The sequence below is a fragment of the Frigoribacterium sp. AC394 genome (assembly GCF_979258095.1).
This window is the reverse complement of the sequence record NZ_OZ409834.1, coordinates 318,409-344,325: the sequence shown is the minus strand read 5'-3', so window position 1 is coordinate 344,325 and position 25,917 is coordinate 318,409. Positions and strand designations below refer to the sequence as shown.

Below are 25,917 nucleotides of genomic sequence, written 5' to 3'. Positions count from 1 at the left end.
CCCGTGCGTCTCGTCTTCGCCGGCAGCCCCGCCGCCGCCCTCCCGTCCCTCCGCGCCCTCGCCGAGAGCGAGCACGAGATCGTGGCGGTGCTGACCCGCAGCGACACCCCTCAGGGCCGCAAGCGCGTGCTGACGCCGACGCCGGTCGCCGTCGAGGCCGAGCGTCTCGGTCTGCCCGTGGTCAAGGCGCGTCGGATCACCGACGACGTGACCGAGCACCTCCGGGCAGTCGACGCCGACCTCGGCGTCATCGTCGCCTTCGGGGCGCTGCTGCGCGAGCCCGTGCTCTCGCTGCCTCGACTCGGCTGGGTCAATCTCCACTTCTCGCTCCTCCCGCGGTGGCGCGGGGCGGCACCCGTCCAGCGCGCCCTCATGGCCGGCGACGAGGTCACGGGGGCCGTCGTGTTCCAGCTCGTCCCCGAGCTCGACGCCGGCGACGTCTACGGCGTCGTCGAGCAGCGTCTCGGCGGCGCCGAGACCGCGGGCGGCCTGCTCGACGACCTCTCGGTCTCCGGTGCGGAGCTGCTCGAGCGCACGGTCGCCGACCTCGCCTCGGGCACGGCCGTGGGCGTCGCGCAGACCGGCACGGTGACGCTGGCCCCCAAACTGACCCTCGACGACGGGGCGCTCGATCTCGGGCGGCCCGCCGGCGAGGTCCTCGACCGGTGGCGGGGGGTCACGCCCGAGCCCGGGGCGCACGTCCCCTTCGAGGGCGCCCGCCTCAAGATCCTCGAGCTGCGCGCCGTTGAGTCGCCCGATCTCGCCGTCGACCCGGCACCCGGCGCCCTCTCGCTGTCCGGTCGCCGCCTCCTCGTCGGCACGGCCACCGCGCCCCTCGAGCTGATGCGGGTCCAGCCCGCCGGCAAGAAGGCCATGGCGGCGACCGACTGGTTCCGCGGGCTGTCCGGCGGTGATGCCCCGCGCCTCCTCGTGGAGGCGGGCGACTCGGCACCCGACCCGGGCGGACCCGGCCGCCCCTCCGACCCCCTCGACGAAGGAGACCGCTCATGAGTCGTGTCCAGCCCGCCCGTCGGGTCGCCCTCGACGTCCTCCGCGCCGTCTCCGACGACGACGCCTACTCGAACCTGCTGCTCCCGTCGCGCATCGCCCGTGCCCGTCTCGACGCCGCCGACGCGGGCCTCGCGACCGAGCTCACCTACGGCACGCTGCGCCTCCAGGGCTACTACGACCTCGTCATCGCGATCGCCGCCCGACGGCCCGTGTCGAAGATCGACCCGGCTCTCCTCGACGTCCTGCGGCTGGGAGTCCATCAGCTGCTCTCGACGCGGGTCGCCACGCACGCCGCGGTCGACGAGTCGGTCGAGCTCGCCCGCGAGGTCGGCAGTCGATCGGGCACCGGCTTCGTGAACGGGGTCCTCCGCACCGTCTCCCGCACCGAGCCCGGGGTCTGGCGCGAACGCGTCCTCGAGGGCGCCCGGGGTGCCGACGAGGCGTTGGCCGCCGAGTGGTCGCACCCGGCGTGGGTCGTGCGGGCCTTCCGTCAGGCGCTCACCGCCGAGGGGCGGGGCGACGAGCTCGTCGAGCTGCTCGAGGCCGACAACAGGGCCCCGCGGGTGAGTCTCGTGGCGCTGCCGGGGCTGGCCGAGGTCTCCGAACTGGGAGGCGCGGGTGGCGTCCTCTCGCCCGTCGCGGCGACCAGTGGCGGCGGGGACCCGGCGAGCCACCCCGCCGTCCGCGACGGACGCGCCCGGGTTCAAGACGAGGGGTCGCAGATGGCGGCTCTGCTGCTGAGCCGTCACCGCCCGATCGCGGACGGCGAGCGGTGGCTCGACATGTGCGCCGGGCCGGGCGGCAAGGCGGCGCTGCTCGGTGCGGAGGCGGCCGGAGGCGGCGCGCGACTCCTCGCCAACGAACTCGTCCCGGCGCGGGCGGGACTCGTCCGTCAGGCGCTCGAGCCCGTCCCCGGCGGCGTGCAGGTGGTCGAGGGCGACGCGACGCGCTTCGGCGCGGAGCAGCCCGAGTCGTTCGACCGCATCCTTCTCGACGCGCCCTGCACGGGGCTCGGCGCCCTCCGCCGTCGTCCCGAGGCCCGCTGGCGCAAGCAGCCGCGCGACGTCGGCGAGCTCACCGCCCTGCAGGCCCGCCTGTTCGCCAGCGCGATCGACGCCCTGGCACCCGGGGGAGTCCTCGCCTACGTGACGTGCTCGCCTCACGTCGCCGAGACCCGGGCCATCGTCGAGACAGGCGTGCGGGGCCGCGACGACCTCACCGTCGTCGACGCGACCGCCTCCGCGGAGACGATCGTGGGCGCACCCGTCGACCTCGGCTCGGCGCCGTACGTCCAGCTCTGGCCGCATCGGCACGGGACGGACGCGATGTTCGTCGCACTCGTCGAGAAGCGACGCGGTCCCTCGCCGTCCTGACGAGGCGCGGTCTCTCGCCGTCCTGAAGCGGCGCCGACCGGGTGGCCCCGCTAGGCTCGTCGGGTGTCCGTCCGCATCAGCCCCAGCATCCTCTCGGCCGACTTCGCCAACCTCGAGCGCGACCTCCATCGCATCGGCGACGCCGACCTCGTCCACGTCGACGTCATGGACGGCCACTTCGTGCCGAACCTGACGCTCGGGCTCCCGGTGGTGCAGCGACTCCAGCAGGTCAGTCCGCTGCCGCTCGACGTGCATCTGATGGTCGACGACGCCGACCGCTGGGCTCCCCGGTACGCCGAGCTGGGCGTGCTCTCCGTGACCTTCTCAGCCGAGGCCGCCGCCGATCCCGTCGCCACGGCGAGGGCGATCCGCAGTGCGGGGGCTCGCGCCTCCGTGGCGGTGAAGCCCGGCACGGACATCGCGCCGTACCTCGAGACCCTCGACGAGTTCGACATGATCCTCGTCATGACGGTCGAGCCCGGGTTCGGCGGCCAGTCGTTCATGACCGAGACGATGCCCAAGCTGGCCCGCGCGCGTGAGGCGGTCGACCGGTCGGGGCTCGACGTCTGGCTCGAGGTCGACGGCGGCATCGACGTCACGACGATCGTCACGGCGGTCGAGAACGGGGCCGACACGGTCGTCGCCGGCTCGGCCGTCTTCGGCGGCGAGCCGTCGGAGCGCATCGCGGCTCTCCGTGCGGCTGCCGCGACGGTAGCCTTGACCTCGTGAAGACCTTCGACGAACTGTTCGCAGAGCTCAGCGACAAGGTCCGCGACCGCCCCCAGGGGTCGGGAACGGTGGCTGAGTTCGATGCGGGCGTGCACCAGATCGGCAAGAAGATCGTAGAAGAGGCCGCCGAGGTGTGGATGGCCGCCGAGTACGAGGGCGACACGGCGACCGCCGAAGAGATCTCGCAGCTGCTCTACCACCTGCAGGTGCTGATGCTCGCCAAGGGGCTGACCCCCGCCGACGTGTACCGACATCTCTGATCCGTCTCCGCAGCCCCGCGAGACCGTCGTCCACCGGCGGTCCGACGTCATCCGGCCCCGACGGGCCGACCAGAGAGAACAGAGTCACCACATGCTCCGCGTAGCAGTGCCCAACAAGGGCTCACTCAGCGAGACCGCGACAGCCATGCTCGGCGAGGCCGGGTACTCGGGTCGCCGCGACACCCGCACGCTCCACGTCGAGGACCCTCGCAACGGCGTCGAGTTCTTCTACCTCCGTCCGCGCGACATCGCGACCTACGTCGGCTCGGGTGCGCTCGACGTCGGCATCACGGGCCGCGACCTCCTCCTCGACTCGCACTCGCCCGCCCACGAGGTCGCCCCTCTCGACTTCGGCGGCTCGACCTTCCGCTTCGCGGGTCCTCCCGGGCGCTTCACCGACCTGCGTGAGCTGCAGGGCACCCGGGTGGCGACCAGCTACGCGGGTCTCGTCGGCTCGTTCCTCGCCTCGCACGGGGTGACCGCGAACCTCGTCGGTCTCGACGGTGCGGTCGAGAGCGCCGTCCGCCTCGGTGTCGCCGACGCCGTGGCCGACGTCGTGTCGACCGGCGGCACCCTCCGGGCGGCGGGCCTCGAGATCTTCGGCCCCGTCATCCTCGAGTCGACGGCCGTGCTCATCGCCTCCGACGAGAGCGTCGACGGGCTGGCCGTGCTGCACCGCCGTCTGCAGGGCGTGCTCGTGGCGAGGCAGTACGTGATGATGGACTACGACATCCCGGTCTCCAAGCTCGACGCCGCGACGGCGATCGCGCCGGGCATGGAGTCCCCGACGGTCGCGCCCCTCCACGACGCCGAGTGGGCGGCCGTGCGGGTGATGGTGAAGCGGACCGACACGAACCAGGTGATGGACGCCCTCTACGACCTCGGCGCCCGGGCCATCCTCGTCAGCCCGATCCACGCCGCGAGGCTCTGAGATGACCGCCGCCGACCCGACGCTGGCCGTCCGGGTCATCCCGTGCCTCGACGTGGCGGCCGGTCGCGTCGTCAAGGGCGTCAACTTCCTCGATCTCCGAGACGCGGGCGACCCCGTCGAGCTCGCGCGCACCTACTACGAGCAGGGTGCCGACGAGATCACCTTCCTCGACGTCACCGCGACGGTCGACGAGCGCGCGACCATGTACGACGTGGTGCGCGCCACGGCCGAGCAGGTGTTCATCCCGCTCACGGTGGGCGGCGGCGTCCGCTCGACCGACGACGTCTCGCGCCTGCAGGCCGCGGGTGCCGACAAGATCGGCATCAACAGCGCGGCGATCGCCCGACCGGCCCTCATCGGCGAGATCGCCGACCGGTTCGGAGCCCAGGCCGTGGTGCTCTCGCTCGATGTGAAGCGCTCCCCGCGAACCCCGTCCGGTTTCGTGGTGACGACCCACGGCGGTCGCACGGAGACCGATCTCGACGCTCTGGTCTGGGCTCGCGAGGCGGTCGAGCGCGGTGCGGGCGAGCTCCTCGTCAACTCGATCGACGCCGACGGCACCCGTGAGGGCTTCGACCTCGAGCTGGTCGCGTCGATGCGCGCCGTCAGCCGTGTCCCCGTCGTCGCTTCAGGAGGCGCGGGTGCGGTCGAGCACTTCGCCCCCGCAATCCAGGCGGGCGCCGACGCGGTGCTCGCCGCCTCCGTCTTCCACACCGGTCAGCTGACCGTCGACGACGTCAAGCGCGAGCTGGCGGCGTCCGGCATCCTGGTCCGTCGATCGCAGGAGCACTTATGACCGCCCCCCTGACCCGCGAGTCCGCCGCACCCGTCGTCGCTCGTGCGCGCTTCGACTCCGCCGGGCTGCTGCCCGCCATCATCCAGGAGGAGTCCTCGAGAGACGTCCTCATGATGGGCTGGATGGACGCCGAGGCGTTGACCCGCACGCTGACCGAGGGCCGGGTCACCTTCTGGTCGCGGTCCCGACAGGAGTACTGGCGGAAGGGCGACACCTCGGGTCACGCGCAGTTCGTCCGCTCGGCCGCGCTCGACTGCGACGACGACGTCCTGCTCGTCACCGTCGAGCAGATCGGGGCCGCCTGCCACACCGGCGCGCACTCCTGCTTCGAGGTCGGCCCGCTGTCGCCGGTCACGGCCACCTCGATCGAAGGAGACCCTCGTGTCTGACCGGGGCACCACCTCCCGGGCCGAGTTCGACGCGGCCCTGTCCGGCCACCGCGTCGTCCCGGTCGTCCGCGACCTCTTCGGCGACGGCGAGACGCCGGTGGGCGTCTACCGGAAGCTCGCGGCGGGGCGCCCCGGCACGTTCCTGCTGGAGTCCGCCGAGCAGGGCGGCATCTGGTCGCGCTGGTCGTTCGTCGGTGTGTCGTCGTTCGGCGTGCTGACCACCCGCGGAGACGACGTCGAGTGGATCGACTACGGCATGAGCCGGGAGCGTGCGCTGGGCGATGCGACCGGGCGACCCCTCGAGGTGCTCTCCGCGCTCTTCGAACGCTGGCAGACGCCGCGTCTCCGCGAGCTGCCGCCCCTGACCGGTGGGCTCGTCGGCTTCATCGGCTGGGAGGCCGTCCGCGAGCTCGAATCGCTGCCCGACGCCCCGCCGGCCGAATTCGAGGTCCCGTCCCAGGCGCTCAGCTTCGTGAGCGAGCTGGTGGCGCTCGATCACCGCACCGGCGCGGTCATGCTGATCGCCACGGTGCTGAACGACGAGACCGACACCTCCGACGCCCTGTGGGCCGACGCGCAGTCGCGCCTGGACGGTCTGCAGAGTCGTCTGGCCGAGCCCAGCGAGGCGTTCCTCTCCGACGTCGATCTCACGGTCGCCCCCGACCCGGTCCGACGCACGAGCGACGCCGAGTACGGGGCGGCCATCGAGCGGTCGAAGCAGTACATCCGCGACGGCGACGTCTTCCAGGTGGTCGTGTCGCAGCGGTTCGACCACGAGCTCACGGCCGATCCGCTCGACGTCTACCGCGTCCTCCGCACTCTCAACCCGAGCCCTTACATGTACCTCGTGAGCCTCGACGACGTCGACGGTCGGCCCTACTCGATCGTCGGATCGTCGCCCGAGGCCCTGGTCAAGGTCGACGGACGGCGCGCCTACACGCACCCCATCGCCGGTTCGAAGCCGCGTGGCGGCAACCCCGAGGAGGATCAGCTGCTCGCCGACCAGCTGGCCTCCGACCAGAAGGAGCGAGCCGAGCACCTGATGCTCGTCGATCTCGCCCGCAACGACCTGCTCAAGGTCTGCACCCCGGGTTCCGTCGAGGTGACCGAGTTCATGCAGGTCGAGCGCTTCAGCCACATCATGCACCTCGTGTCGAGCGTCGAGGGGGATCTCGCTCCGGGGCGCAACGCCATCGACGCCTTCCGGGCCACGTTCCCCGCAGGCACCCTGTCGGGCGCGCCCAAGCCCCGCGCCCTCGAGATCATCGACGAGCTCGAACCGGCGCAGCGGGGGGTCTACGGCGGCGTCGTGGGCTACTTCGACTTCGCCGGATCGGCCGACGTCGCGATCGCCATCCGCACCGTCCTCCTGCAAGGCGGCACGGCGCGGGTCCAGGCCGGCGCCGGTCTCGTCGCCGACAGTGATCCCGTCGCGGAGAACGAGGAGGCGCGCAACAAGGCCGCAGCCCCCTTGCGTGCCGTGGCCGTGGCCAACGCCATGACGAGGCTCGTCTGATGAGCGCCCGCCGCATCAAGCTCACGACGATCCTGCTCGGGATCCTGCTGGCCGCCGTGGTGCTGCTCGCCTGGACGCAGCCGTGGTTCGAGCTCGTGATCAGCCTGCCCCAGGGCGGCTCCGACCGCGTGACGGCCAGCGGAGACGTCGCCGGCGGCGCCCTGTCGGCGCTCTCGCTCGCGAGCCTCGCCCTGTTCGCCGCGCTGACCATCGCCGGTCGCGTCTTCCGCATCGTGCTCGGCGTGCTGCAGACCCTGCTCGGCGTCTGCGTCGCCCTCGGGGCCGGAACATCCCTGGCCGACCCGATCGGCGCCTCCGGAACCCCCATCACCACGGCGACCGGCGTCGAGGGGGCCGAGTCGCTCGTGTCGCTCGTCGACTCCGTCTCGGCCACGCCCTGGCCGTGGGTGGCGCTGGTGACCGGCATCGTCTCGGCGCTGCTCGGCGTCGCCGTCGTCGTCCTCTCGGGGATGTGGCCCCAGGCCACCCGGAAGTACTCGGCGACCCGGCTCGTGGCCGCCGATCCCGCGACCGACCCGGCCGCCACCTGGGACACCCTCTCGAGCGGGGACGACCCCACCGAGAGTCCCGACGAGACGGCCCGCAGCCGGTAGACTCGACGCGTCCCATTTTGATCCAAGGAGCACCGTGAGCATTCAGACGAAGCCCGACGACCGCCACGAGGCCGCCGAAGACCTCGGTCACGGCAACTCGCCCGCCGCGTGGACGGCCGTGATCATCATGCTGGTCGCTTTCTCCATCGGCACCGTCGCCTTCTTCCTCGCCATCCCGTGGATCGTCTGGGCCTCCGCCGGGCTCGTGATCGTCGGGCTCGTCGTCGGGCTCGTGCTCAAGCGCGTCGGGTACGGCGTCGGCGGTCACCGCTATGTCCCGAAGGCGCACAACTAAGTGCTGGAAGACCTCTACGCCGGCTCTCTGGCCGATGCCGAGGCCCGGCGTGAGCTGGTGCCGTTCGCGTCGGTCGAGGCGGCCGCCCTCGAACGTCCTGCTGCCCTCGACGCCCTGGCCGCGCTCCGACCCGACGAGCGCGTCAAGATCATCGCCGAGGTGAAGCGGGCCAGCCCGTCCCGCGGCGATCTGTCCGACATCGCCGATCCCGCCTCCCTCGCCGTCTCGTACGCGACGGGTGGGGCCAGCGCGATCAGCGTCCTCACCGAGGGCCGCCGGTTCAAGGGCACCCTCGCCGATCTCGAGGCCGTCCGGCAGGTCGTCGACGTCCCGGTGCTCCGCAAGGACTTCATCGCCGACCCGTACCAGGTCTTCGAGGCGCGTGCCGCAGGCGCCGATCTGGTCCTCCTCATCGTCGCCGGCCTCTCGCAGCCCAGACTCGTCGAGCTGCACGAGCTCGTGCGGTCGCTGGGCATGACGGCACTGATCGAGACCCACTCGGCCGACGAGGTCCGACGCGGTCTCGACGCCGGTGCCGAGCTGCTCGGCGTGAACGCCCGCGATCTCTCGACGTTCGAACTCGACCGCGATCTCTTCGGTCGACTCGCCGACGGCATCCCGTCCGGTGTCGTCCGCGTCGCCGAGTCCGCCGTCGCGTCACCCGACGACGTCGCCCACTACCGTCGCGCCGGCGCCGATGTCGTGCTCGTGGGCGAAGCCCTCGTCACGCACGGCGACCCGGTCGACGCACTCACCCGCTTCCTGGAGGTCTGATGGCACTGCGCGACGAGACGGGGCCGTACTTCGGCTCCTTCGGGGGGCGCTTCGTCCCCGAATCCCTGGTGGCCGCACTCGACGAGCTCGACTCGGCCTACAAGGCCGCGGCGGTCGATCCCGAGTTCCAGGCCGAGCTCCGTGCCCTGCACGCGACGTACACGGGTCGACCCTCGATCATCACCGAGGTCCCGCGCTTCGCAGAGCACGCCGGCGGGGCTCGCGTCATCCTGAAGCGCGAAGACCTGAACCACACCGGTTCGCACAAGATCAACAACGTGCTCGGACAGGCGCTGCTCGCCCGCAAGCTGGGCAAGACGCGGCTGATCGCCGAGACGGGCGCCGGGCAGCACGGTGTCGCGACCGCCACCGCGGCCGCCCTGTTCGGCATGTCCTGCGTCGTGTACATGGGCCAGGTCGACACCGAGCGTCAGGCCCTCAACGTGGCCCGCATGCGCCTCCTCGGGGCCGAGGTCGTCTCGGTCACGACCGGGTCGCGCACGCTCAAAGACGCCATCAACGACGCGATGCGCGACTGGGTCGCCAGCGTCGACACCACGCACTACGTCCTCGGCACGGTCGCTGGTCCGCACCCCTTCCCGGCCATGGTGCGCGACTTCCACAAGATCATCGGCGAAGAGGCCCGCGAGCAGGTCCTGGCGCTCACCGGGTCGCTCCCCGACGCCGTCACGGCGTGCGTCGGCGGCGGGTCGAACGCCATGGGCATCTTCCACGCGTTCCTCGACGACCCCTCGGTCGAGCTCTGGGGCTACGAGGCCGGGGGAGACGGCGTGGAGACCGGTCGTCACGCGGCGTCGATCACCCTGGGTCGGATCGGCAACCTGCAGGGCACCAAGTCGTACCTCATGCAAGACGAAGACGGGCAGACGCTCGAGAGCCACTCGATCTCGGCCGGTCTCGACTACCCGAGCGTCGGGCCCGAGCACGCCTGGCTCGCCGAGAGCGGGCGGGCCCACTACGAGCCCGTGACCGACGCCGAGGCGATGGCCGCGTTCAAGCTCCTTACTCAGACCGAGGGCATCCTGCCCGCGATCGAGACGGCGCACGCCCTCGCGGGCACGATCAAGCTCGGTCAGCGTCACCCCGACTGGACGATCCTGGTCTCGATGAGCGGCCGTGGTGACAAAGACGTGGCGACCGCCAGCCGCTACTTCGGCGTCCTCGACGAGCAGGCGCAGCAGCTGTGAACGGCGCCGAAGCCCGCCCGGGCAGCAAGGTGGCGGCGGCCATCCGGGCTCGCCGCGAAGCCGGTTCCGGCGCCGTGATCGGCTACCTCCCCGTGGGGTTCCCCGATCTGGCGACGAGCATCGAGGCAGCGGTCACGCTCGCCGAGAACGGCATCGACGTCATCGAGCTGGGCATGCCATACTCCGATCCCGTCATGGACGGTCCGGTCATCCAGGCCGCCACGCAGAAGGCACTCGCTGAGGGCTTCCGAGTCCGCGACGTCTTCACGGCCGTCCGCGAGATCACCTCGCGTGTCGACACCCCGGTCGTCGTCATGACGTACTGGAACCCGGTCGAGCAGTACGGCGTCCAGCGTTTCGCCGATGATCTCGCCGCCGCGGGCGGAGCCGGGCTCATCACCCCCGACCTCATCCCCGACGAGGGCTCCGCGTGGATCGCCGCCGCCGAGGCCGCCGACCTCGATCGGGTCTTCCTCGCCGCGCCGTCCTCCAGCGAGGCTCGACTCCGCCAGTCGGTGGAGGCCAGCCGCGGATTCGTCTACACCGTGTCGACGATGGGCATCACCGGCACCCGCACCGACGTCGACTCCGCGGCGCACACCCTCGTCGACCGTCTACGTGAGGCCGGGGTCGAGTACGCGTGCGTCGGTCTGGGCATCTCGACCGCCACCCAGGTGCGCGAGGTCCTCGCCTACGCCGACGGTGCGATCATCGGCTCGGCCTTCGTGCGCGCCCTCGCCGAAGGCGGTCTCGACTCCCTGGCCGAGGTCGCAGCCGATCTGTCGTCGGGCGCCACCGTCTCACGCTGACTCCCGCTCGCGCTAGAGTCTTCCCGCGTCGGCCCGCCGACACCCCGTTTTCCCTGTGAAAGGCGTTTCCGCCCGTGTTCGTTCCCCTGAGCATCCCGAGTCCGTCCGCCGAATGGCAGTACTTCGACGTGACGGCCTGGATCAACGAGACCTTCGGTGCCTCGGTGCCGGGTTCGCTGCGCATCCACGCCTACGCCCTCTGCATCCTGGCCGGCATCGTCATCGCCGGCATCATCACGAACCAGCGGCTGAAGCGCCGCGGGGCCGAGAGCGGCGTCGTGATCGACGTCATGCTGTTCGCGGTTCCGCTCGGCATCATCGGCGGTCGCTTCTTCCACGTCATCACGCACCCGGGTGACTACTTCGCATCACCCGACCAGTACGTCCACGTGTTCTTCATCTGGGAGGGCGGTCTCGCGATCTACGGCGCCCTCCTGTTCGGCGCCCTCGGCGTGTGGCTGGGCTGCCGGTACTCGGGTCTCCGCTTCTGGACCTTCGCCGACGCCCTCGCCCCCGGGCTCCTCGTGGCGCAGGCCTGCGGTCGACTGGGCAACTGGTTCAACAACGAGCTCTTCGGTATGCCGACCGACCTGCCCTGGGGTCTCGAGATCCCGTCGAGCAACCCCGCGTACCCCACCGGGCTCCCCGAGGGCACGCTGTTCCACCCGACGTTCCTCTACGAGATCGTGTGGATGCTCGCGGGTGTCGCGATCCTGCTGCTGATCGAGCGCAAGACCACTCTCGAATGGGGCAAGGCGCTGTCGTTCTACCTCGTCTGGTACGGCATCGGCCGCGCCTGGTTCGAGTCGATCCGCACCGACCCCAGCCTGCTCTTCTTCGGCATCCGCACCAACGTCTGGATGAGCTTCGCCGCCATCCTCCTGGGCATCGTCATCTACGTCGTCGCCACGCGCCGGCACCCCGGTCGGGTGCCCAGCGCCTACGCCCCGGGGCGGTCCCCGATCGATCGCGACACTGAGCTAGACTCGCGACGCACGGAAGCGGACGACGACGAACCCGAACTCGTCGCCGTCGGAGCATCGGACGACACCGCCGATACGACACGCCGGTCCTAGGGCACACCGCCCCGGTACCACCGCACCAGGCCAGGGATCCCACGACTCGACCGAGTCACGGCCTCCCTCCAGCCGGAGCCGCTCCCGCATCGAGAACCACCTCACGACCGCCACAAGCTGTCAGGGCAACTCCGCTGAGCCGAAGCACCACCGGACAACCGATCCACCGTCCGGTCGGCGACCGACGTCAGCCGCACCTCCGCGGCGACGTCCAGTGACACGGGCCGACGACGTCCCGACTCCTACAGGATCTCTTCGTGAGGACGGATTCCATGGCCCCCACGCCAGCCCATCAGCAGTTCAGCACGGTCCCCTCCGCGGTCGGTCTCTACGACCCCCGCAATGAGAAGGACGCCTGCGGTCTCGCCATGGTCGCGACCCTCCGGGGCACCGCCGGGCACGACATCATCGACGCGGCCCTCGGCGCCCTGCGCAACCTCGAGCACCGCGGTGCCATCGGATCGGACGCGGGCACCGGCGACGGAGCCGGCATCCTCTGCCAGATCCCCGACGCGTTCTTCCGCGACGAGGTCGACTTCGAGCTGCCCGAGGCGGGGGAGTACGCGGTCGGCATCGCCTACCTGCCCCTCGACGAGCAGGAGCGCGCCGAGCTGAAGACCGGCATCGAGCGCATCGCCGATCTGGAGCACCTCGACGTGCTCGGGTGGCGTGACGTGCCCGTGCGCCCGGATGAACTCGGGACCTTGGCGCGCAACGCCATGCCCGCCTTCGAGCAGCTCTTCCTGGCGAGCCGTCAGAGAGGAGCCGACGGTCGGCGCCTGTCGGGCGTCGAGCTCGACCGCCGCGCCTTCCGTCTGCGGAAGCGCGCCGAGCGCAAGCTCTCCGCCTACTTCACGTCCCTCGGCAGTCGCACCATGGTCTACAAGGGCATGGTGACGACCCTCCAGCTGGAGCCCTTCTACCCCGACCTCAGCGACGAGCGCTTCGCCTCGAAGCTGGCCATCGTCCACTCGCGGTACTCGACGAACACGTTCCCGTCGTGGCCTCTCGCCCAGCCGTTCCGCATGATCGCGCACAACGGCGAGATCAACACGGTGCGCGGCAACCGCAACTGGATGCGCGCGAGGCAGTCGCAGCTCGAGTCCGAGCTGATCGGCGACCTCAAGCCGCTCCTGCCGATCGTCAGCCCGGGTGCCAGCGACTCCGCCTCCTTCGACGAGGTGGTCGAGCTGCTCAGCCTGACCGGCCGGTCGCTCCCTCACGCGATCATGATGATGGTCCCCGAGGCATGGGAGAACCAGGTCGACATCGACCCCGAGCTGCGCGACTTCTACGAGTACCACTCGATGCTCATGGAGGCGTGGGACGGCCCCGCCGCCATCACCTTCACCGACGGCTCCGTCGTCGGGGCGACGCTCGACCGCAACGGTCTCCGTCCGGGCCGCTACCTGGTCACCGACGACGGGCTCGTCGTGCTCGCGAGCGAGATCGGCGTCCTCGACATCGACCCCGCCAAGATCGTCCGCAAGGGACGCCTGCGCCCCGGCAAGATGTTCCTGGTCGACACCGAGGCCGGGCGACTCATCGAGGACGACGAGATCAAGCGCGATCTCGCTGCCGAGGCTCCGTACGGCGACTGGCTGGCCGAGGGGCGCATCCACCTGTCCGACCTCCCCGACCGTGAGCACATCGTCCACACGCCGGCGTCGGTGACGCGGCGCCAGCGGACCTTCGGCTACACCGAAGAGGAGGTGCGGATCCTCCTCGCCCCGATGGCGAAGACGGGAGCCGAGCCGCTCGGGGCCATGGGCAGCGACACGCCCATCGCCGTCCTGTCCGAGCGCCCGCGCCTCCTGTTCGACTACTTCACGCAGCAGTTCGCCCAGGTGACGAACCCGCCGCTCGACTCGATCCGCGAGCAGGTCGTGACCTCGCTGAAGCTCGGCCTCGGCCCCGAGCGCAATCTGCTCGCGGCCACACCAGAGCATGCGCGCCAGGTCATCCTGGACTTCCCGGTCATCGACAACGACGAGCTGGCGAAGATCCAGCACATCGACCCGAGCCCCGGCTCGCGGGCGACGTCGACCATCCGGGGTCTCTACCGCTCCGACAAGGGACCTCGTGCGCTCGAGAAGCGCATCGCGGCGATGTGCAACGAGGTCGACGACGCGATCGAGGCCGGGGCGCGCTTCATCGTCCTCTCCGACCGCGACTCGAACCAGGACTTCGCTCCTGTGCCGTCGCTTCTGATGATCGCCGCCGTCCACCATCACCTGATCCGGACCGAGAACCGGATGAAGGTCGGGCTGATCGTCGAAGCCGGCGACGTGCGCGAGGTCCACCACGTGGCCACCCTGATCGGCTACGGCGCGTCGGCGGTCAACCCGTACCTCGCGATGGAGACCAGCGAGAACCTCGTCCGGTCGGGCATGATCACGGGTCTGTCGCCCGAAGACGCCGTGCACAACCTCATCAAGGCGCTCGGCAAGGGCGTGCTGAAGATCATGTCCAAGATGGGCATCTCCACCGTCTCGAGCTACGCGGCCGCGCAGGCCTTCGAGGCGGTCGGCCTCAGCCGCGAGTTCGTCGACACGTACTTCACGGGCACGTCGACGATGCTGGGCGGCATCGGCATCGACGTCATCGCCGCCGAGAACAAGGAGCGTCACCTCAGCGCCTACCCGGCCGACGGCTCCGTCGTCGCCCACGAGCGTCTGGCGACCGGCGGCGAGTACCAGTGGCGTCGCGAGGGGCCCAAGCACCTCTTCAACCCCGACACGGTCTTCCGTCTGCAGCATGCGACGCGCACCCGCCGCTACGACATCTTCCGCGAGTACACGAAGCTCGTCGACGACCAGGCCGAAGACCTCATGACCCTCCGCGGCATGTTCGCCTTCAAGCACGGCGTGCGTCCGTCGATCCCGCTCGACGAGGTCGAGCCCATCGAGGCGATCGTCAGGCGCTTCTCGACGGGTGCGATGAGCTACGGGTCGATCTCGAAGGAGGCGCACGAGACTCTCGCGATCGCCATGAACCGTCTGGGCGGCAAGTCCAACACGGGCGAGGGCGGAGAAGACGTCGAGCGTCTGCTCGACCCCGAACGCCGCAGCGCCGTGAAGCAGGTCGCCTCGGGACGCTTCGGCGTCACGAGCATGTACCTGACCCATGCGACCGACATCCAGTTGAAGATGGCGCAGGGCGCCAAGCCCGGCGAGGGCGGCCAGCTGCCGCCGACCAAGGTCTACCCCTGGGTAGCCCGGACTCGTCACGCGACCCCAGGCGTCGGTCTCATCTCGCCGCCGCCGCACCACGACATCTACTCGATCGAAGACCTGAAGCAGTTGATCTTCGACGTCAAGCGGGCGAATCCGACCGCGAGGGTCCACGTCAAGCTCGTCAGCCAGTCGGGCATCGGCGCGGTCGCCGCGGGGGTCACCAAGGCCCTCGCCGACGTCGTCCTCGTCTCGGGGCACGACGGCGGCACGGGTGCGAGCCCGTTGAACTCGTTGAAGCACGCCGGCACCCCCTGGGAGATCGGCCTCGCCGAGACGCAGCAGACGCTCATGCTGAACGGCATGCGCGACCGCGTCGTCGTCCAGGTGGACGGCCAGATGAAGACGGGTCGCGACGTGATGATCGCGGCGCTGCTCGGTGGCGAGGAGTTCGGCTTCGCGACGGCCCCGCTGATCGTCGAGGGCTGCATCATGATGCGCGTCTGCCATCTCGACACCTGCCCGGTGGGCGTCGCGACGCAGAACCCCGAGCTCCGCGCCCGGTTCTCGGGCAAGCCCGAGTTCGTCGTCAATTTCTTCGAGTTCCTGGCCCAGGAGGTGCGCGAGTACCTGGCCGAGCTGGGATTCCGCTCCCTCGACGAGGCGATCGGCCGCACCGACGTGCTCGACGTCGACCGGGCCATCGACCACTGGAAGGCCTCCGGTCTCGACCTCGCGCCGGTGCTCGTCGGCCCGGCGTTCGCCGACGACGAACCCCGACGCAACCACCGCCCGCAGGAGCACGAGCTCGAGAAGCACTTCGACGTCGGACTCATCGAGCAGAGCATGTCCGTGCTCGAGAACGGCGGGCGGGTCGAACTCCGACTCCCCATCCGCAACACCGAACGCGCGGTCGGCACGATGCTCGGTCACGAGGTCACCGTGCGGTACGGCGAGAACGGACTCCCCGAGGGCAGCATCGACGTCACCCTCACGGGCTCGGCGGGTCAGTCGCTGGGGGCGTTCCTCCCCGCGGGCATCACCCTCCGACTCGAGGGCGACAGCAACGACTACGTCGGGAAGGGTCTCTCCGGCGGCGACATCGTCGTCCGTCCCGACCGCTCGAGCACGTTCACGGCCGAGGCCAACGTGATCGCGGGCAACGTCATCGGCTACGGCGCGACCCGGGGGAGCATGTTCATCCGGGGCATCGTGGGCGAGCGCTTCCTGGTCCGCAACTCGGGTGCCAGCGCCGTCGTCGAGGGCGTCGGCGACCACGCGCTCGAGTACATGACGGGTGGTCTCGCGGTCATCCTCGGCGACACCGGCCGGAACCTCGGTGCGGGCATGTCGGGCGGCACGGCCTACGTGCACCGCCTGCGGACGGAGCGGGTCAACTCCGACGCGCTCGCCTCCGGCGAGCTGCAGCTCCACCCGCTCGGCAGCGCCGACGCCGAGATCCTGACCGATCTGCTCTCCCGGCACCTCGCCGAGACCGGGTCGCCCGTGGCCGAGAGACTCCTCGCCGACCTCGAGACGACCGTCTCGGAGTTCGTCAAGGTCCTCCCGCGGGACTACGCCGCCGTCCTCGCCACCCGGCAGACGGCCGTCGACGAGGGTCTCGACCCCGATGGCGACGAAGCTTGGAAGCGAATCCTGGAGGTGACCGGTGGCTGATCCCAAGGGATTCCTGAAGACGCAGAAGCGTGAGCTCCCGAAGCGGCGTCCCGTGTCGGTGCGGCTCATGGACTGGAAAGAGGTCTACGAGCAGCAGGAGTCGGGCGAGCTCCGCCGGCAGGCCGGCCGCTGCATGGACTGCGGCGTGCCCTTCTGCCATCAGGGCTGCCCGCTTGGCAACCTGATCCCCGAGTGGAACGACCTCATGTGGCGCGGCGAGGGCCGACAGGCCATCGAGCGCCTGCACGCGACCAACAACTTCCCCGAGTTCACCGGTCGCCTCTGCCCCGCCCCCTGCGAATCGTCGTGCGTGCTGGGCATCAACCAGCCGCCCGTGACCATCAAGCAGGTCGAGGTCTCGATCATCGACCAGGCGTTCCAGAACGGCTGGGTCACCCCCCACCCGCCCGAGCGTCTGACCGGCAAGACCGTCGCCGTCGTGGGGTCCGGCCCGGCCGGGCTCGCGGCCGCGCAGCAGCTGACCCGCGCCGGCCACACCGTCGCCGTCTACGAGCGCGACGACCGCATCGGCGGCCTGCTGCGCTACGGCATCCCCGACTTCAAGATGGAGAAGAAGCAGATCGAGCTCCGTCTCGCGCAGATGCAGGCCGAGGGCACCCGCTTCCGCGCGGGTGTCGAGATCGGTCGTGACATCGCCTGGGACGACCTCCGCGCGCGGTACGACGCCGTCGTGGTGGCCACCGGGGCCACGGTGCCCCGTGATCTGCCGATCCCGGGCCGCGATCTGTCGGGCATCCACTTCGCGATGGAGTACCTCGTCCAGCAGAACCGGGTCGGCGCGGGCGACACCGTCGTCGATCAGATCTCCGCAGAGGGCAAGCACGTCGTGGTCCTCGGCGGCGGCGACACCGGCGCGGACTGCATCGGCACGGCGCACCGTCAGGGCGCTCTGTCGGTCACGAACCTCGCCATCGGTCAACAGCCTCCGGAGGAGCGGCCCGAGACCCAGCCGTGGCCCATGTTCCCGACGGTGTTCGAGGTCTCGAGCGCGCACGAGGAGGGCGGCGAGCGGATGTTCCTCGCGTCGACGGTGGAGTTCCTCCGCAACGACGTCGGCGAGGTGCGGGCGATCCGCGTCGCGGAGACCGAGTACCTCGACGGCCGCCGGGTGCCCAAGGCGGGCACCGAGCGGGAGATCCCCGCCGACCTCGTCCTCCTGGCGCTCGGCTTCACGGGCCCCGAGCGCGACGAGCTCGAAGCGCAGCTGCGACTGCCCTTCGACGGTCGCGGCGCGCTGGTCCGCGACAAGACCTACGAGACGAGCGAGGCCGGCGTGTTCGTCACCGGCGACGCCGGTCGTGGTCAGTCGCTGATCGTGTGGGCGATCGCCGAGGGGCGGGCGGCCGCATCGTCGGTGGACGCCTATCTCGAGGGTCAGACCACTCTGCCGTTCCCGGTCGCGCCCACCGATCGCTCCATTTCGGTCTGATCGTCCGCCCGGGCGGGAATAAGCTAAGACGGCGGGCCTGAGTCGTCCGACACCATCCCCAGACGTTAGGAACACATGAGACGCGCAAAGATCGTCGCCACCCTCGGGCCGGCGACATCGAGCTACGACGACATCCGAGCGATCATCGACGCGGGTGTCGACGTGGCCCGGATGAACCTCAGCCACGGCAGCTACGACGTCCACGAGAGCGTGTACAAGAACGTCCGTCAGGCGGCGGACGACGCCGGGCGTCCCGTCGCGGTCCTCGTCGATCTCCAGGGGCCGAAGATCCGGCTCGGCAAGTTCTCCGACGGCCCGCACGATCTCGCCGTGGGCGACGTCTTCAAGATCACCACCGAGGACATCCTCGGCACGAGAGACATCTGCGGCACGACCTTCAAGGGGCTGCCCGCCGACGTCAGCGCAGGCGATCCTCTGCTCATCGACGACGGTCGCGTCAAGCTCCGCGTGCTCGAGTCCGACGGCACGACCGTCACGACCGAGGTCGTCGTCGCCGGCACCGTCTCGAACAACAAGGGGATCAACCTCCCCGGCGTCGCGGTCAACGTGCCCGCACTGTCCGAGAAGGACGAAGCCGATCTGCGGTGGGGGCTGACCCTCGGCGCCGACCTCATCGCCCTGTCGTTCGTCCGCGATGCGGACGACGTCGACCGCGTGCACGAGATCATGGCGGAGGAGGGCCGGAAGGTCCCCGTCATCGCGAAGATCGAGAAGCCCCAGGCGGTCGACAACCTCGAGGCCATCATCGACGCGTTCGACGGCATCATGGTCGCCCGCGGCGACCTCGGGGTCGAGCTGCCCCTCGAGGCCGTGCCGATCGTGCAGAAGCACGCGGTCGAGCTGTCCCGTCGCATGGCGAAGCCCGTCATCGTCGCCACGCAGATGCTCGAGTCGATGATCTCGAGCCCCATCCCCACGCGAGCCGAGACGTCCGACGTCGCCAACGCCGTCCTCGACGGCACGGACGCCGTCATGCTGAGCGGCGAGACCAGCGTGGGGGAGTACCCCGTCATCACGGTCCAGACCATGGCCCGCATCGTGCAGTCCACCGAAGAGCACGGACTCGAGCGCATCCCGCCCCTCGGCACGAAGCCGCGCACGCAGGGTGGCGCGATCACCCTCGCCGCCGCCGACGTCGCCGACTTCGTCCAGGCGAAGTTCCTCTGCGTGTTCACGGAGTCCGGTGACTCCGTCCGACGGATGTCGCGTCTCCGCCACTCCATCCCGATCCTCGCGTTCACCCCGAACGAGGCGACCCGACGCCGCATGGCCCTCAGCTGGGGCGTCCAGTCGCACCTCGTCGAGAACGTCACCCACACCGACGCCATGTTCGCGCAGGTCGACGACATCCTGCTCGGCAAGAAGCTGGCCGACGTCGGCGACAAGGTGATCGTCATCGCCGGCACCCCTCCGGGAATCGCCGGGTCGACGAACGACCTGCGTGTGCACCGGGTCGGCGACGCGCACGGCGAGGCCGCTCCGGCTTACGCCGAGCTCGCCTAGCCGGACACACCAGCACCGCACCGGCGCCGCCGGGTCCTCGTCGGGCTCGGCGGCGTCGTGTTGTCGGGGCGTATCCTGTGGCCATGTCGGTCGGCCCGTCTCACCCAGCGTGCTTCGTCTTCGACGGACGCCTGTACGTCGTCCCGAGCGGATCCGGCATCAGCGTGTCCGAGTCGGCGCGAGCCCTGCGTTCCCGATCCGCCATCGAGCTCTCCGGTCCGACGCCCCCAGGAGGCGCGGCTCACTGGGTCGTGACGGGAGCCGTCGGCGGCGGGGTCGCCTTCGCCGTGATCGCCGCCGCGGGCGGCTGGCACATCACCGCGCTGCTCTCGCTCCTGCTGTGCTTCACGGTGGGCGCGCTCGTCGGGGCCCTCCTCGCAGCGGGGACGCATTCGCTCGTCCTAGCGTCGACCGGCGAAGCGCAGGCGGGTCCTGGAGCTTCACACGCGGTCGAGGTCCCGGAGGACGTCGCGTCGTCGGCTCCCGACGACTCGACCGGCGACGAGCTCGTGCTCTGGTCGACGCTCGTGACGCGGTACCGGCGGGCGGACGCGACGGCCTCGGGAGCAGAGCACCTCGAAGCGGCACGGGACTACGAGACGGTCGCGCGCCTCCTCGGTCTCCCACCGGGCCGCGAATGAGCCGAGACGTCGACGAGACGGAGAAAGCCCCGACCCACCGGAGTGGATCGGGGCTTTCTCGTCGATATCGGGCGGACCCGAGATCACCGGCGCCTCGAGGACGCCGCCGAGTCAGATGACGCGGATGTTCTCGGCCTGGAGGCCCTTGTTGCCCTGAGCGGTGTCGAATTCGACCTTCTGGTTCTCCTCCAGGTTGCGGTAGCCGTCGCCGGCGATCGCGGAGAAGTGCGCGAAGACGTCAGTGGATCCGTCGTCGGGGGTGATGAAGCCGAAGCCCTTTTCGGAGTTGAACCACTTAACGGTACCTGTAGCCATTTTTCTTGTTCCTTATATTTTCAGAGTTGTCATTCCCGATTTCGAGAACGCTCGTCGCGGTGCCTTTTTGTCCGCTCCCTCTGAGAACGACGCCACCTGACCCGACCCCCGGAGGAATCCGACCTGGAACGTCGCGAGATACAAATGCGTAACACAACAACCAGTGATGCAACTGTAGTGCACAAGACCGGCCCGCACGCCACTTCATCGACGGAGATGTCGGAAAAAGTCGCTGGCCGCGTTCGTGCCGGATGTGGGACTCGAACCCACACGCCCTCTCGGACAGAGCATTTTGAGTGCTCCGCGTCTGCCATTCCGCCAATCCGGCTCACGACGACCGAGGCAAGAATACCGTAGGCTCTGCTTCGTGAGTGACCAGGAAGCAACCCCAGCAGCACCCCGTCGTGTCGTCGTGGCCGAAGATGAGTCCCTCATCCGGCTCGACATCGTCGAGATCCTCCGCGACAACGGCTTCGAGGTCGTCGGCGAGGCCGGAGACGGCGAGACCGCCGTCGCCCTCGCCACCGAGCTCCGGCCCGATCTCGTCATCATGGACGTCAAGATGCCGAAGCTCGACGGCATCAGCGCGGCCGAGACGCTGAGCAAGAACCACATCGCGCCCGTCGTCCTCCTGACGGCTTTCAGTCAGAAGGAGCTCGTCGAACGGGCGAGCGAGGCCGGCGCCCTGGCCTACGTCGTCAAGCCGTTCACGCCGAACGACCTCCTGCCGGCGATCGAGATCGCCTTGTCGCGTTACACGCAGATCATCACGCTCGAGGCCGAGGTCGCCGACCTCGTCGAGCGCTTCGAGACCCGCAAGCTGGTCGACCGGGCCAAGGGCCTGCTCAACGAGAAGATGGGGCTGACCGAGCCCGAGGCCTTCCGCTGGATCCAGAAGGCGTCGATGGATCGCCGACTCACGATGCACGACGTCGCGCAGGCGATCATCGAGCAGCTCAGCGCCAAGAAGTAGACGCGAGTCGCGAGAAGAGGCCGCCACCCCTCGGGGTGGCGGCCTCATCTCGTCTATCGCACCGCCGTCTGAGGCTCGTGATCAGGAGCGCGCGTCCGTGAGGAAGTTCGTGATGCGGACGGTGGAGAGGAGCCGGCCTGCCTCGTCCGTCATCACGATCTGATGCGTCGCCAGCGTTCGGCCGAGGTGGATCGCGGTGCAGGTGCCGATGACCCAGCCGGTCGAGATCGAGCCGCTGTGACTCGCGTTCAGCTCGATCCCCATGGCCAGTCGACCCGGGCCGGCGTGCACCGTCGACGCGATGGAGCCGAGGGTCTCCGCGAGGACGACGTGCGCCCCGCCGTGCAGGATGCCGACCGGCTGGGTGTTGCCGGCGACGGGCATCCGCGCCACGGCGCGCTCAGCGCTCATCTCGAGGATCTCGATCCCCATCTTCTCGGCGAGGTCGCCGACTCCGCGACGACCGAAGAGCTCGGACGCGGCGTCACTGAGCTCGGGGCGCGCGGCATGGGATCCGGCGACCTGCTGGGCGGGGCCCTCGGAGGAGGCGGCAGGGGAGTGGGAGGTCATTGCGCTCCGTGGGGCCGTGGTCCGGTGGATCTCCCCGACGGCCGTGTCGGAGGTGCCCGCTAGGCTGACGGGGTGTCGGACGAAGCAAAGCCTACCCTCCTGGTCATCGACGGTCATTCGCTGGCCTTCCGCGCGTTCTACGCCCTACCGGTCGACAGTTTCGTCAATCGCGAGGGCCAGCACACCAACGCGATCCACGGCTTCATCTCGATGCTGCTGAGTCTTCTCAAAGCCGAGAAGCCCACGCATCTGGCCGTCGCGTTCGACATCTCGCGGTTCTCCTTCCGCACGCGCGAGTACCCCGAGTACAAGGGCACGCGCTCCGAGACCCCGCCCGAGTTCGTCGGTCAGATCCCCCTCTTGGAGGAGGCCCTCCACGCGATGGGCATCACGACCATCACCAAAGAGGACTTCGAGGCGGACGACATCCTCGCGACCCTCGCGACGCGCGGTCGAGACGAGGGCTTCCGGGTGCTCGTCGTCTCCGGCGACAGAGACGCCATCCAGATGGTGAACGACGACGTCACCCTCCTCTACCCCTCGGCTCGGGGCGTCAGCGAACTGACCCGCTACGACCGCGACAAGGTGTTCGAGCGCTACGGCATCGAGCCGCATCAGTATCCCGAGGTTGCCGCCCTGGTCGGCGAGACCAGCGACAATCTGATCGGCATCGACAAGGTCGGCGAGAAGACCGCGGTCAAGTGGATCAACCTCTACGGGGGGCTCGACCAGATCATCGAGCGCGCCGACGAGATCAAGGGCGTCGTCGGTCAGAAGCTGCGAGAGCAGAAAGAGAACGCGATCCGCAATCGTCGCCTGAACCGTCTGGTCACCGACGTCGAGCTGCCCGTGGGGCCGTCCGACCTCGAGCGCCGGGGCATCGACGAGGCGGCGGTCCGAGAGCTGTTCGACAAGCTGCAGTTCCGGACGCTGCTCGAGCGCGTCCTCCTCCTGTCCGAGTCCTCGTCGACCGGCGAGGCGTCCGAGCCCGCCGTGACCGCAGCACCGGTCGGCATGCCCGTCGTCCGGACCCTCGTCGACGAAGAGCTCGCCTTCTGGCTCAAGAAGCACGCCTCCGACCCGCAGAGCCCCGTGGGGCTCGTGGTCGAGTACGGCAACGAGGGTGTCGTCGGGCTCGGCCTCTCGACGCAGGTCGAATCGGCGTACATCCCGTGGGCCGCCGGGCGCGGCGACTACGTGGCCCTCGAGGCCTGGCTGGACGGAGAGACCCCCAAGGTCGTCCACGACGCCAAGCGCGCCTACAAGGCGCTGTCGCGAGTGGGTCTGCATCTCACGGGCGTCGTCGGCGATCCCCGTGTCGCCGCCTGGCTCCTCCGACCGGCCCGCACGTCGTTCGCCCTCTCGGACCTCGTCTACGAGCAGCTCGGCGAGTCGCTCCCCGTCGGCGACCCCAACCAGCTCGTCGCCAGCGAAGACGATTTCAGCGTGGCATCCGAGGCGTGGTTCGTGCTGCGCCTCTCGGACTCCCTGGTCGACGCGCTCGATGAGGGGTCGCGGCGCGTCCTGACAGAGATCGAGCTCCCGCTCGTCCCGGTGCTCGGCGACATGGAGCTCACCGGGGTGGCCGCTGATCGCCCGACGCTCCAGGCTCTGTCGGTGCGGTTGGGCGAGTCCGCAGCCGGACTGGCCACCGAGGCGTTCGCGGAGATCGGCCGCGAGGTCAACCTCGGCTCCCCGAAGCAGCTGCAGGAGGTGCTGTTCGAGCAGCTCGAGATGCCGAAGACCCGCGCGACGAAGACGGGTTTCTCCACCGACGCGGCCTCTCTCGCCGACCTGCAGGAGAAGCATCCCCACCCGTTCCTCGATCTCCTCCTCAAGCACCGCGATGCCACCAAGCTGCGGCAGATCATCGAGACGCTCGAGAAGTCGATCGCCGACGACGGACGCATCCACACGACGTACGACCAGACCGGCACGACCACCGGGCGGATCTCATCGGTCGACCCGAACCTCCAGAACATCCCGGTCAAGGCCGCCGTCGGTCGCGAGATCCGTGCCGCGTTCATCCACGGCCCGGAGTACGAGACCCTGCTGACGGCCGACTACTCGCAGATCGAGATGCGGATCATGGCGCACCTCTCGGGCGACGAGGGCCTGATCCAGGCGTTCAACGAGGGTGAGGACCTGCACCGCTTCGTGGGTGCCCGCATCTTCGGGGTCGAACCGGCCGACGTCTCACCCGCCATGCGGACGAAGGTCAAGGCCATGTCGTACGGTCTCGCCTACGGCTTGAGCGCGTTCGGCCTGTCGAAGCAGCTCCGAATCGAGAGCTCCGAGGCCAAGCAGCTGATGACGGACTACTTCGCGCGTTTCGGGGCCGTCCGCGAGTACCTGCGCAACGTCGTCGAGCAGGCCCGCGAAGACGGCTACACCGAGACCATCTTCGGTCGCCGTCGACCCTTCGCCGACCTCAAGTCGCCCAACCGGGTTCTGCGTGAGAACGCCGAACGTGCAGCGCTGAACGCCCCGATCCAGGGCTCGGCAGCCGACATCATGAAGATCGCCATGCTCGGAGTGCAGTCCGAGATCGGGTCTCGTGAACTCGCGTCGCGAGTCCTCCTGCAGGTGCACGACGAGATGATCGTCGAGGTCGCACCCGGCGAGGTCGACGCCATCCGCGACATCGTCCGTCGACAGATGAGCGGTGCCGCCGACCTCCGAGTGCCTCTCGACGTCAGCGTGGGTCTCGGCGAGAGCTGGGACGCCGCGGCGCACTGACAGCCCGCCTGATGCGATCGTCGGCCCGCCGACCCGCCTCGTCGGCCCAGACCGGCTCGATCCGCCCCGAGTGGGCACACTCGGGCGCGACCCTGGCAGCCTGCACACGCCTCCAGCCACGGCGACGACTCGAAGCGGGCGCAAACAAAGCTGAAACGCGGTCCCGACTTGACGAACAGACACAAACGGGCTTATATGAAATCTGCTCGGTGAACATCGGGCACCAAACGGCTCTTAATTCACTGAACAGCTGATGACTTCCTTCCGGTGAGTCATCCCCGCACGACGACGAGGTCTCGCATGTACGCACCTGAGCGTCATCAGCAGATCCTCGACACGGCACTGAGCAGAGGTCGGGTCGAGGTGGCGGGTCTGGCCCGAGACCTCTCGGTCGCGCCCGAGACCGTGCGCCGGGATCTGACCGAACTCGAACGGCGTGGCGTCCTCCGACGTGTCCACGGTGGCGCCATCGCCGTCGAGCGCCTCGGCATGGAGCCCCCCGTCGTCGATCGCGAGGGCACCGCGGCGGCCGAGAAGGACCGCATCGCCCGAGCTGCGCTCGACGAGCTGCCCGAAGAAGGGTCGATCATCATCGATGCGGGCACCACGGCCATCCGCTTCGCCGAGCTGCTGCCTGTGGACCGCGTGCTGACGGTCGTCACCCATTCGCTCGCCGTGGCGACCATCCTCATCAGCAGGCCCAACGTCACATTGCACCTCCTCGGTGGACTGATCCGCACCAGGACGTACTCCTCGGTCGGGGACTGGACGCGCAGCCAGCTCGCCGACGTCTTCGCCGACGTGGCCTTCGTCGGGACGAACGGCGTCTCCGTCGAGCGAGGGCTCAGCACGCCCGATCTCGCCGAGGCGCGGGTCAAGCGCGCCCTCCTCGCGTCGTCCAGGCGGACCGTCGTCCTCGCCGACCACACGAAGTTCGGCCGCGAGGACTTCGCGAAGGTCTCCCCGCTCTCCGACGTCGACACGATCGTCACCGACTCCGGGGTCGACGGCGAGCTCGCCGACGACGTCGAGCGTGCCGGCCCCAGGGTCGTGATCGTCTGATGACGACCTCCC

The 25,917-nt window shown here is 69.7% G+C and carries 23 protein-coding genes and 1 tRNA gene; 21 read left to right on the top strand and 3 right to left on the bottom strand.

What is annotated here, in order from left to right:
* The first annotated feature begins 3 nt into the window (after window positions 1–3).
* From fmt to ACZZY9_RS01445, 18 genes are all read left to right on the top strand, one after another.
* Window positions 4–1,011, top strand: coding sequence for a methionyl-tRNA formyltransferase (gene fmt, locus ACZZY9_RS01530; protein ID WP_463462721.1), 1,008 nt, complete (start codon window positions 4–6; stop codon window positions 1,009–1,011).
* Window positions 1,008–2,384, top strand: a complete 1,377-nt coding sequence (locus ACZZY9_RS01525; protein WP_463462720.1) for an RsmB/NOP family class I SAM-dependent RNA methyltransferase — start codon at window positions 1,008–1,010, stop codon at window positions 2,382–2,384. Before fmt ends, ACZZY9_RS01525 begins: the two co-directional genes overlap by 4 nt.
* A gap of 63 nt (window positions 2,385–2,447) precedes the next feature.
* Entirely contained in the window at window positions 2,448–3,113 is a 666-nt protein-coding gene (rpe, locus tag ACZZY9_RS01520; protein WP_463462719.1) for a ribulose-phosphate 3-epimerase, read from the top strand.
* Window positions 3,110–3,373 carry a phosphoribosyl-ATP diphosphatase gene (locus ACZZY9_RS01515; protein WP_192060326.1) on the top strand — a complete coding sequence of 88 codons (264 nt, stop codon included), beginning with the start codon at window positions 3,110–3,112 and terminating at the stop codon, window positions 3,371–3,373. Before rpe ends, ACZZY9_RS01515 begins: the two co-directional genes overlap by 4 nt.
* 91 nt (window positions 3,374–3,464) lie before the next feature.
* On the top strand, window positions 3,465–4,304 hold the full coding sequence (gene hisG, locus ACZZY9_RS01510; RefSeq protein WP_192060327.1) for an ATP phosphoribosyltransferase: 840 nt from the start codon (window positions 3,465–3,467) through the stop codon (window positions 4,302–4,304).
* A 1-nt stretch (window position 4,305) separates the two neighbouring features.
* Window positions 4,306–5,100: an imidazole glycerol phosphate synthase subunit HisF gene (gene hisF, locus ACZZY9_RS01505; protein WP_463462718.1), complete on the top strand. Its 795-nt coding sequence runs from the start codon at window positions 4,306–4,308 to the stop codon at window positions 5,098–5,100.
* The gene (hisI, locus tag ACZZY9_RS01500) at window positions 5,097–5,489 is read left to right on the top strand and encodes a phosphoribosyl-AMP cyclohydrolase (protein WP_463462717.1); all 393 of its coding nucleotides are present in this window, start codon (window positions 5,097–5,099) and stop codon (window positions 5,487–5,489) included. Before hisF ends, hisI begins: the two co-directional genes overlap by 4 nt.
* Window positions 5,482–7,005 carry an anthranilate synthase component I gene (locus ACZZY9_RS01495; RefSeq protein WP_463462716.1) on the top strand — a complete coding sequence of 508 codons (1,524 nt, stop codon included), beginning with the start codon at window positions 5,482–5,484 and terminating at the stop codon, window positions 7,003–7,005. The genes hisI and ACZZY9_RS01495 overlap by 8 nt, the downstream gene beginning before the upstream one ends.
* Window positions 7,005–7,619, top strand: a complete 615-nt coding sequence (locus ACZZY9_RS01490; protein ID WP_463462715.1) for a Trp biosynthesis-associated membrane protein — start codon at window positions 7,005–7,007, stop codon at window positions 7,617–7,619. Before ACZZY9_RS01495 ends, ACZZY9_RS01490 begins: the two co-directional genes overlap by 1 nt.
* 40 nt (window positions 7,620–7,659) lie before the next feature.
* Window positions 7,660–7,914, top strand: coding sequence for a DUF6704 family protein (locus ACZZY9_RS01485; protein WP_192060587.1), 255 nt, complete (start codon window positions 7,660–7,662; stop codon window positions 7,912–7,914).
* On the top strand, window positions 7,915–8,688 hold the full coding sequence (gene trpC, locus ACZZY9_RS01480) for an indole-3-glycerol phosphate synthase TrpC (protein WP_192060331.1): 774 nt from the start codon (window positions 7,915–7,917) through the stop codon (window positions 8,686–8,688).
* Complete coding sequence (gene trpB, locus ACZZY9_RS01475) at window positions 8,688–9,896, top strand: tryptophan synthase subunit beta (protein WP_243213402.1); 1,209 nt, start codon at window positions 8,688–8,690, stop codon at window positions 9,894–9,896. The genes trpC and trpB overlap by 1 nt, the downstream gene beginning before the upstream one ends.
* Window positions 9,893–10,705: a tryptophan synthase subunit alpha gene (gene trpA / locus ACZZY9_RS01470; RefSeq protein ID WP_463462714.1), complete on the top strand. Its 813-nt coding sequence runs from the start codon at window positions 9,893–9,895 to the stop codon at window positions 10,703–10,705. The genes trpB and trpA overlap by 4 nt, the downstream gene beginning before the upstream one ends.
* A gap of 74 nt (window positions 10,706–10,779) precedes the next feature.
* A complete protein-coding gene (lgt, locus tag ACZZY9_RS01465) occupies window positions 10,780–11,781 on the top strand; it encodes a prolipoprotein diacylglyceryl transferase (RefSeq protein ID WP_463462713.1) in 1,002 nt (333 codons plus the stop codon).
* 272 nt (window positions 11,782–12,053) lie between these two features.
* The gene (gene gltB / locus ACZZY9_RS01460; RefSeq protein ID WP_463462712.1) at window positions 12,054–16,631 is read left to right on the top strand and encodes a glutamate synthase large subunit; all 4,578 of its coding nucleotides are present in this window, start codon (window positions 12,054–12,056) and stop codon (window positions 16,629–16,631) included.
* On the top strand, window positions 16,624–18,081 hold the full coding sequence (locus tag ACZZY9_RS01455; protein WP_463462711.1) for a glutamate synthase subunit beta: 1,458 nt from the start codon (window positions 16,624–16,626) through the stop codon (window positions 18,079–18,081). The genes gltB and ACZZY9_RS01455 overlap by 8 nt, the downstream gene beginning before the upstream one ends.
* Before the next feature lie 75 nt (window positions 18,082–18,156).
* Window positions 18,157–19,605 carry a pyruvate kinase gene (gene pyk, locus ACZZY9_RS01450; protein ID WP_192060334.1) on the top strand — a complete coding sequence of 483 codons (1,449 nt, stop codon included), beginning with the start codon at window positions 18,157–18,159 and terminating at the stop codon, window positions 19,603–19,605.
* Between the two features lie 83 nt (window positions 19,606–19,688).
* Window positions 19,689–20,246, top strand: a complete 558-nt coding sequence (locus ACZZY9_RS01445) for a hypothetical protein (RefSeq protein WP_463462710.1) — start codon at window positions 19,689–19,691, stop codon at window positions 20,244–20,246.
* A gap of 111 nt (window positions 20,247–20,357) precedes the next feature.
* On the opposite strand, the gene ACZZY9_RS01440 is transcribed toward ACZZY9_RS01445, so the two are convergent.
* Together ACZZY9_RS01440 and ACZZY9_RS01435 are read right to left on the bottom strand one after the other, a co-directional pair.
* Window positions 20,358–20,561, bottom strand: a complete 204-nt coding sequence (locus tag ACZZY9_RS01440) for a cold-shock protein (protein ID WP_055797427.1) — start codon at window positions 20,559–20,561, stop codon at window positions 20,358–20,360.
* A gap of 245 nt (window positions 20,562–20,806) precedes the next feature.
* A tRNA-Leu gene (locus ACZZY9_RS01435) sits at window positions 20,807–20,889 on the bottom strand.
* Between the two features lie 39 nt (window positions 20,890–20,928).
* Between ACZZY9_RS01435 and ACZZY9_RS01430 the strand changes: the two genes are divergently transcribed.
* Complete coding sequence (locus ACZZY9_RS01430; protein ID WP_463462709.1) at window positions 20,929–21,534, top strand: ANTAR domain-containing response regulator; 606 nt, start codon at window positions 20,929–20,931, stop codon at window positions 21,532–21,534.
* An 81-nt stretch (window positions 21,535–21,615) separates the two neighbouring features.
* Here ACZZY9_RS01430 and ACZZY9_RS01425 read toward each other — a convergent pair whose 3' ends face one another.
* Window positions 21,616–22,104 carry a PaaI family thioesterase gene (locus tag ACZZY9_RS01425; RefSeq protein WP_463462708.1) on the bottom strand — a complete coding sequence of 163 codons (489 nt, stop codon included), beginning with the start codon at window positions 22,102–22,104 and terminating at the stop codon, window positions 21,616–21,618.
* 72 nt (window positions 22,105–22,176) lie between these two features.
* Here ACZZY9_RS01425 and polA point away from each other — a divergent pair, with 72 nt between their 5' ends.
* Complete coding sequence (gene polA, locus ACZZY9_RS01420) at window positions 22,177–24,843, top strand: DNA polymerase I (protein ID WP_463462707.1); 2,667 nt, start codon at window positions 22,177–22,179, stop codon at window positions 24,841–24,843.
* 300 nt (window positions 24,844–25,143) lie between these two features.
* Window positions 25,144–25,905, top strand: coding sequence for a DeoR/GlpR family DNA-binding transcription regulator (locus ACZZY9_RS01415; RefSeq protein WP_192060339.1), 762 nt, complete (start codon window positions 25,144–25,146; stop codon window positions 25,903–25,905).
* Window positions 25,906–25,917: the final 12 nt, after the last annotated feature.

What these genes read in the sequence shown, in the direction of transcription:
- ACZZY9_RS01525 (WP_463462720.1), top strand. Translation starts at nt 1,008, where the DNA reads ATGAGTCGTGTCCAGCCCGCCCGTCGGGTCGCCCTCGACGTCCTCCGC.
- hisG (WP_192060327.1), top strand. Translation starts at nt 3,465, where the DNA reads ATGCTCCGCGTAGCAGTGCCCAACAAGGGCTCACTCAGCGAGACCGCG.
- hisF (WP_463462718.1), top strand. Translation starts at nt 4,306, where the DNA reads ATGACCGCCGCCGACCCGACGCTGGCCGTCCGGGTCATCCCGTGCCTC.
- hisI (WP_463462717.1), top strand. Translation starts at nt 5,097, where the DNA reads ATGACCGCCCCCCTGACCCGCGAGTCCGCCGCACCCGTCGTCGCTCGT.
- ACZZY9_RS01490 (WP_463462715.1), top strand. Translation starts at nt 7,005, where the DNA reads ATGAGCGCCCGCCGCATCAAGCTCACGACGATCCTGCTCGGGATCCTG.
- trpB (WP_243213402.1), top strand. Translation starts at nt 8,688, where the DNA reads ATGGCACTGCGCGACGAGACGGGGCCGTACTTCGGCTCCTTCGGGGGG.
- gltB (WP_463462712.1), top strand. Translation starts at nt 12,054, where the DNA reads ATGGCCCCCACGCCAGCCCATCAGCAGTTCAGCACGGTCCCCTCCGCG.
- pyk (WP_192060334.1), top strand. Translation starts at nt 18,157, where the DNA reads ATGAGACGCGCAAAGATCGTCGCCACCCTCGGGCCGGCGACATCGAGC.
- ACZZY9_RS01445 (WP_463462710.1), top strand. Translation starts at nt 19,689, where the DNA reads ATGTCGGTCGGCCCGTCTCACCCAGCGTGCTTCGTCTTCGACGGACGC.
- ACZZY9_RS01440 (WP_055797427.1), bottom strand. Translation starts at nt 20,561, where the DNA reads ATGGCTACAGGTACCGTTAAGTGGTTCAACTCCGAAAAGGGCTTCGGC.
- ACZZY9_RS01425 (WP_463462708.1), bottom strand. Translation starts at nt 22,104, where the DNA reads ATGACCTCCCACTCCCCTGCCGCCTCCTCCGAGGGCCCCGCCCAGCAG.
- ACZZY9_RS01415 (WP_192060339.1), top strand. Translation starts at nt 25,144, where the DNA reads ATGTACGCACCTGAGCGTCATCAGCAGATCCTCGACACGGCACTGAGC.